At 63.3% G+C, this 6,607-nt stretch carries 4 protein-coding genes; 3 read left to right on the plus strand and 1 reads right to left on the minus strand.

Going from position 1 to position 6,607, the window contains the following annotated elements; all coding sequences use genetic code 11:
- Positions 1 to 89: 89 nt before the first annotated feature.
- Positions 90 to 1,106, minus strand: a complete 1,017-nt coding sequence (locus QMX86_RS26840; RefSeq protein WP_282387284.1) for an AraC family transcriptional regulator — start codon at positions 1,104 to 1,106, stop codon at positions 90 to 92.
- Between the two features lie 188 nt (positions 1,107 to 1,294).
- Here QMX86_RS26840 and QMX86_RS26845 point away from each other — a divergent pair, with 188 nt between their 5' ends.
- Genes QMX86_RS26845 through QMX86_RS26855 form a run of 3 tightly spaced genes read left to right on the plus strand, consistent with a single transcriptional unit; the run spans position 1,295 to position 6,038 of the window.
- Positions 1,295 to 2,899 carry an FAD-binding oxidoreductase gene (locus tag QMX86_RS26845; protein WP_282387285.1) on the plus strand — a complete coding sequence of 535 codons (1,605 nt, stop codon included), beginning with the start codon at positions 1,295 to 1,297 and terminating at the stop codon, positions 2,897 to 2,899.
- Positions 2,896 to 4,491 carry a glycerol-3-phosphate dehydrogenase/oxidase gene (locus tag QMX86_RS26850; RefSeq protein WP_282387286.1) on the plus strand — a complete coding sequence of 532 codons (1,596 nt, stop codon included), beginning with the start codon at positions 2,896 to 2,898 and terminating at the stop codon, positions 4,489 to 4,491. Before QMX86_RS26845 ends, QMX86_RS26850 begins: the two co-directional genes overlap by 4 nt.
- Entirely contained in the window at positions 4,488 to 6,038 is a 1,551-nt protein-coding gene (locus QMX86_RS26855) for an FGGY-family carbohydrate kinase (RefSeq protein WP_282387287.1), read from the plus strand. The genes QMX86_RS26850 and QMX86_RS26855 overlap by 4 nt, the downstream gene beginning before the upstream one ends.
- The last annotated feature ends 569 nt before the right edge of the window (positions 6,039 to 6,607 follow it).

A 6,607-nucleotide genomic window follows, 5' to 3' on the forward strand; every position in this document is an offset into this window, starting at 1 on the left:
CCCACAAGGGGATCTGCGATGAACTCGAAAGTGCAGGCAACCGAAAAACTACTGTGGGAGCGAGCTTGCTCGCGAAGGGGCCATCAGCATCACCGCCGATTCCGCAACCGAAACTCCCCCGGCGGCATCCCGCGCCAGCTCTTGAAGGTGCGATGAAACGAGCGCGGTTCGGTGAAGCCCAGATACTGCGCAATGTCCCGAATCGGCAACGTGCTGTTGAGCAAATAGTGCTCCGCCAACTCCTGACGCAGCTCATCAAGAATCTGCTGATACGACGTCCCCGCCTGCTGCAATTGCCGCTGCAACGTGCGCACCGAGACGCTGAGCTGCTCCGCCACTTGCTCCTTGCGCGGCAGGCCCTCCTTGAGCAAACCGCGCAGAATGTTTTTCACCTGCTGCGCCAGCGACGCATCTTCCAGCGTCGCCAGCAAACCCATCGCGTGTCCTTCCAGGGTTCGCAGCAATTGCGCATCGGCCTGGCGCAGCGGCAACTGCAAATACGCCAGCGGCACCACCAGCGCCGAATACGCCTGATCGAACCGCACCGGGCAACCAAAAAACGCCTCGTACTCGGCCTGGGTCACCTCATCCGGCCGCGCATGCTCCAGCCATACATAGGCCGGCGACAGCTGCGTGTCGGCGATCCAGCGCGCGTAGTGCAGCCACGAACCGAGCACGTTTTCCACCAGATGCCGACGAATCCGTGGCCGCTGGTAGCGGCAGGTCCAGATCAGATGCACATGCTCGCCCTGCACCTCGGCGCGGCTGACGCCCATGTCGCCGACGAGTTTTTCGAACGGCATGATCCGGCTCATCGCATCGCCCAGCGTCGCGCAATTCATGGTGATGTAACCGAGCACGCTCCACGAATTGGGCAGGACGAAATTCGCCGCATGCAGGCCGAACAACCCATCGCCCGAGTGCTCGCAGAAATAATCCAGCAAGCGCTCGTGAACCTCACCCGGCAGGCGCAAGGTGTTGTCGCTCAACTGCTGCGCCTGCAACCCGGCCGCCGCCAACGCAGGCTCGATGGCCATGCCCAACTGTTCGGCATGGCGCAGGTATTTGAGCAGCGGCGGAACGGAAGTGAAGCCGAGCGATGGCATGGTCGCGGTCCTTTGATCGACGGCGCGTGAGCGAATGAATGCCGCAAGGTAAGTGGATTGCCCGGCGAAAGTAAATGCCCGGACGTTTGGCGCCATTCGCTACAGGATCTGGCCGGATGCGACCGTGACAGATCTCCAGCGCTGACTAGTATGCAAGCTTGATCCAACGGCAGAAAAAGGACACACGCATGCGACGCTGGAACGGCTGGGGAGAGGCAGGCACGGTGGTCGAACTGCCGGCCCAGGGCACGACATTTCTCCACGAACGCTTGGGCGCTGGCCGGGCATTGCCCGATGCGACGTTGGCAGCGGCGTTGGCGCAAGTGCCGACCTCGCGCCTGGTGCCGCACCGCTTGTACAGCATCGATACTCACGATCGCCTGCTGCACGCGCGCGGCCAGAGCCTGCCGGATTGGTTGGCATTACGCGAAGGCGCACTGGGCACGTATCCCGATGCCGTGGCGTTTCCCGAAACCGCTGAGCAGATCCGCCAATTGCTGGCGCTCGCCCATGATCAGGATCTTTGTCTGATTGCCTACGGCGGCGGCACATCGGTGGCCGGGCACATCAATCCGCCAAACTCCGCACGCCCGGTGCTGACGGTGTCGCTGGCGCGGATGAATCGCCTGACCGACCTCGACGAACAGAGCCTGTTGGCGACATTCGGCCCCGGCGCCAGCGGGCCGCAAGTCGAAAGCCAATTGCGCGCGCGCGGCTACACGCTGGGGCATTTTCCGCAATCGTGGGAGCTCTCGACCCTGGGCGGTTGGGTGGCCAGTCGTTCCAGCGGCCAGCAGTCGTTGCGCTACGGGCGGATCGAGCAATTGTTCGCCGGCGGCACCCTGGAAACGTTCGCCGGGCCTCTGCAGATTCCAACCTTTCCCGCGTCGGCGGCAGGTCCCGATCTGCGTGAAATGGTGCTCGGTTGCGAGGGCCGTTTCGGGATCATTTCCGAGGTCAAGGTGCGGGTCAGTGCGTTGCCGGCGGACGAACGTTTCTACGGTGTGTTCCTACCCGACTGGCCGCAGGCGCTGCAAGCAATCCGGCAACTGGCGCAGGCGCGCGTACCGCTGTCGATGCTGCGCCTGTCCAACGCGGTGGAAACCGAAACACAACTGGCGCTGGCCGGTCATCCGCAGCAGATCGCCTGGCTGGAAAAGTACCTCAAGCTCCGTGGCGCCGGCGACGGCAAATGCCTGCTGACCTTCGGCGTAACCGGCAATCGCCAGCAAAACTCACTGTCACTGAAACACGCGCGCCAACATCTGAAAGCCTTCGGCGGCGTGTTCACCGGCACCCTGCTGGGCAAGAAGTGGGCGCAGAACCGCTTCCGCTTTCCCTACCTGCGCGAGAACCTGTGGAACGCTGGTTACGTGGTCGACACCCTCGAAACGGCCACCGACTGGAGCAACGTCGACCACCTGCTCAGCCTCATCGAAAACAGCCTGCGCGACGCCTTGGCCGCCGAGGGCGAGCGCGTGCATGTGTTTACTCATCTCTCGCACGTTTACGGCGAAGGCTCGAGCATTTACACCACTTACGTGTTTCGCCCGGCAGCCGACTATGCCGCGACGCTGGCGCGCTGGCGGATGCTCAAACACGCGGCCAGCCAGACCATCGTCGACAACCACGGCACCATCAGCCATCAGCACGGTGTCGGCAAGGATCACGCGCCGTATCTGCTGCGCGAAAAAGGCCCGCTGGCGCTGCAGACGTTGCAGGCGTTGAGCGAACATTTCGACCCGGAAAGGCGCCTCAATCCCGGCACGTTATTGCCAGAGTCGCGGCCATGACAGCGAACTGGAACGCGCAATGGCGCGAGCAGATGCTACCGACGCTAGCGGATGAAACCTGGGACCTGATCGTCATCGGCGGCGGCATCAGCGGCGCCGGGATCGTCCGCGAAGCCGCGCGCCGGGGCTGGCGCTGTTTGCTGCTGGAGCAGCGCGATTTTGCCTGGGGCACCTCCAGCCGATCATCGAAAATGGTCCACGGCGGTTTGCGGTACATCGCCAAGGGCCAGTGGCGCCTGACCCGCGATTCGGTGCGCGAGCGTCAGCGCCTCCTCGACGAGGCGCCGGGGCTGGTCGAGCCGATGAGTTTCATGATGCCGCACTATCGCGGCGGCTTTCCCGGGCCGCGCGTCATGGGCGGCCTGCTCTCGGTGTACGACGCGCTGGCGGGGCGGCGCAACCATGCTTTTCATGACGCGCAGCAACTGCGTTTTCTCGCCCCGGGGGTGAAGGAAAACGGCCTGCTCGGCGGCAGCTGTTTTGTCGATGCCCTGACCGATGACGCGCGGCTGGTGATGCGCGTACTGCGCGAGGCCCGGGCCGATGGTGCGGTGATTATCAGTGGTGTGCGGGTCACGCAACTGCTGCGTGAAGGCGGGCGGGTGTGCGGGGTTCAGATCGAAGATGGCGAGGGCGGCGCGACGCTGCGATTGCGCTCTGGCGTGCTGGCCGTGGCTACGGGCGCTTGGGCTGAGCGCTTGCGTCCCGCCGAAGCAGCGAAGCAATTGCGACCGTTGCGCGGCAGTCATCTGTTGCTGCCGGGCTGGCGCTTGCCGGTGGCGCAGGCGTTCACTTTTCTGCATCAGCGCGACCGGCGCCCGGTGTTCGTGTTTCCGTGGGAAGGCGCGACGGTGGTCGGCACCACGGACCTCGATCACCGCGAGGACCTCGACCACAGCGCGCGCATTTCCAGCGACGAACTCGACTACCTGCTCGCCGCGTGCCAGCAGCAATTTCCCGGCGCCGATATTGGTGTCGACGATGTGCTGTCGACCTGGTCAGGCGTGCGTCCGGTGGTCGGTAGCGCGACGGGTGCGCAGCAGGGCAAACCGTCCAACGAGACCCGCGAACATGTGTTGTGGCAGGAACCGGGTTGCGTGACTTTGGCCGGCGGCAAACTGACCACATTTCGCCCGCAAGCGATCGAAGTGCTCAAGGCGTGTGCGGGGATGCTCGGGCGTTCTTTTGTCGATGACGGCGCGCCGGTGTTCGCCGCTGTGCCGCCGCTGACAATTGCGGGACTGGGCGGCAATCAATGGCGACGCTTGGCCGGACGTCACGGTCGAGACCTGCCGAGGCTAAAGCAATTGCTCGGCGAACTCGGTCTGGAAACGGTTGGCGCCAGCGATACTCTGTGGGCAGAGCTGGCGTTCGCCTGCGAGGCGGAAATGATTCTGCACCTGGATGATTTGCTGCTGCGTCGCACCCGTTTGGGCCTGTTGCTGCCGCGCGGTGGCGAGGATTTTTTCCCGGCGATCCGCACGCTGTGCCAGCCACGATTGGCCTGGGATGATGAGCGCTGGCTAGCGGAAATTCAGCGTTATCGATTGTTGTGGCTGCGCGATCACGGGTTGCCGGAGATCACGCCATGAAATACCTGTTAGCCATCGACAACGGCACCCAGAGCGTGCGCGCGTTGCTCTTCGATCTGCAGGGCAATCTGCTCGGCAAAGGCAAAGTCGACTTGCAGGCGTACTACTCGACGCAACCCGGTTGGGCCGAGCAGGACCCGGAATATTACTGGGCGAAACTCGGCGAGGCCTGTCAGCAACTCTGGCAGCAGACCGGCATCGACCGTGCGCAGATTGCCGGCGTGTCCCTGACCACTCAGCGCGGCACCGTGATCAATGTCGATGCCAGCGGCAAACCGCTGCGCCCGGCAATTGTCTGGCTCGATCAACGTCAGGCTGAGGTCGAGGGCGGCATCAAAGGGCCGTGGGGCTGGCTGTTCAAACTGGTCGGCGCCCAAGCGACGGTGGATTATTTCCGCGCCCAGGCCGAGGCCAACTGGATCGCCCGGCATCAACCCGAGGTGTGGGCGGCGACCGACAAGTTTCTGCTGCTCTCGGGCTTTCTGACTCATCGCCTGTGTGGACGCTTCGTCGATTCGGTCGGCTGCTGCGTCGGCTATCTGCCCTTCGACTTCAAACGCCTGAAATGGGCGGCGCTGCACGACTGGAAATGGCAGGCACTGGCGGTGCGCCCGGAGCAGTTGCCGACCCTGCACAAACCCGGCGAAACCCTCGGCTACATCAGCGCCGAAGCCGCTCGGCACACCGGCATCCCCGAGGGCCTGCCGTTGATTGCCGCAGGCGCCGACAAGGCCTGCGAAGTGATCGGCTCCGGCGTGGTCGACGCGCGCACCGTGTGCCTGTCCTACGGCACCACCGCGACCATCACCAGCACCCGCTCGCGCTACCTGGAAATCGTCCCGCTGATCCCGCCGTACCCCTCGGCCGTGCCCGATCAGTACAACTGCGAAGTGATGATCTATCGCGGCTACTGGATGGTCAGCTGGTTCAAGAACGAATTCGGCCTGCGCGAAATGCAGCAGGCAAAAGAGCAGGGCATCGAGCCGGAGCAACTGTTCGACGCGCTGGTCAACGCGGTGCCGCCGGGTTCGATGGGTTTGATGCTGCAACCTTACTGGTCACCGGGCATCCGCGAACCGGGCGTGGAAGCCAAGGGCGCGATGATCGGCTTCGGCGACGTACACACCCGCGCGCACATCTACCGGGCCATTCTCGAAGGCCTGGCCTACGCGCTGCGCCAGGGCATGGAGAACATCGAGCGGCGCTCAAAGGTCTCGATCCAGCGCCTGCGCGTCGCCGGCGGCGGCTCACAAAGCGACGCCGCCATGCAACTGACCGCCAACATCTTCGGCCTGCCGGCCGAGCGCCCGCATGTGTATGAAGCGTCCGGGTTGGGGGCGGCGATTTGCTGTGCGGTGGGATTGGGACTGCATCGGGATTTCCCATCGGCCATTGCGGCGATGACTCGGGTTGGAGCGGTTTTTAACCCACAACCCGAGGCGCAGGAGATTTATGAGCAGTTGTACAGAGAGGTGTATTTGCGCATGTACCGGCAGCTCAAACCGCTGTACCAAAGCATCCGCAAAATCACCGGGTATCCCGAATAGTCCCGACACCATAGACCCCTGTGGGAGCCTGCTCGCGAAGGCGGAGTTTCAGTCAATGATGATCTGAATGATCCACCGCTTTCGCGAGCAGGCTCGCTCCCACAGGAGGTCGGCGGTCTGCTCAAAATCTGAGTGCACACAAATCCAAATGTGGGAGCGAGCTTGCTCGCGAATGCGCAGTGTCAGGCAACGTCGATTTGATTGACCCACCGCCATCGCGGGCAAGCCCGCTCCCACAGGGGTATTGCGGTGTGCTCAAAATCCAGCGAGCCACACAAATCCAATGTGGGAGCGAGCCTGCTCGCGAAGGCGCAGTGTCAGGCACTGTTAATTTGATTGACCCACCGCCTTCGCGGGCAAGCCCGCTCCCACAAGGGATCTGCGGTGTGCTCAAATCCTGTGACCCACATAAATCCAAATGTGGGAGCGAGCTTGCTCGCGAATGCGCAGTGTCAGGCAACATGGATTTGATTGACCCACCGCCATCGCGGGCAAGCCCGCTCCCACAGTTATCGAGGTGAACACATCAACAGTGCTCGACCACGAAAACCTGTGGGAGCGGGCTTGCC

Source organism: Pseudomonas sp. PS01270 (assembly GCF_029959775.1).
GTDB classification, from domain to species: Bacteria; Pseudomonadota; Gammaproteobacteria; order Pseudomonadales; family Pseudomonadaceae; genus Aquipseudomonas; species Aquipseudomonas atacamensis.

What these genes read in the sequence shown, in the direction of transcription:
- QMX86_RS26850 (WP_282387286.1), top strand. Translation starts at nt 2,896, where the DNA reads ATGACAGCGAACTGGAACGCGCAATGGCGCGAGCAGATGCTACCGACG.
- QMX86_RS26855 (WP_282387287.1), top strand. Translation starts at nt 4,488, where the DNA reads ATGAAATACCTGTTAGCCATCGACAACGGCACCCAGAGCGTGCGCGCG.
- QMX86_RS26845 (WP_282387285.1), top strand. Translation starts at nt 1,295, where the DNA reads ATGCGACGCTGGAACGGCTGGGGAGAGGCAGGCACGGTGGTCGAACTG.
- QMX86_RS26840 (WP_282387284.1), bottom strand. Translation starts at nt 1,106, where the DNA reads ATGCCATCGCTCGGCTTCACTTCCGTTCCGCCGCTGCTCAAATACCTG.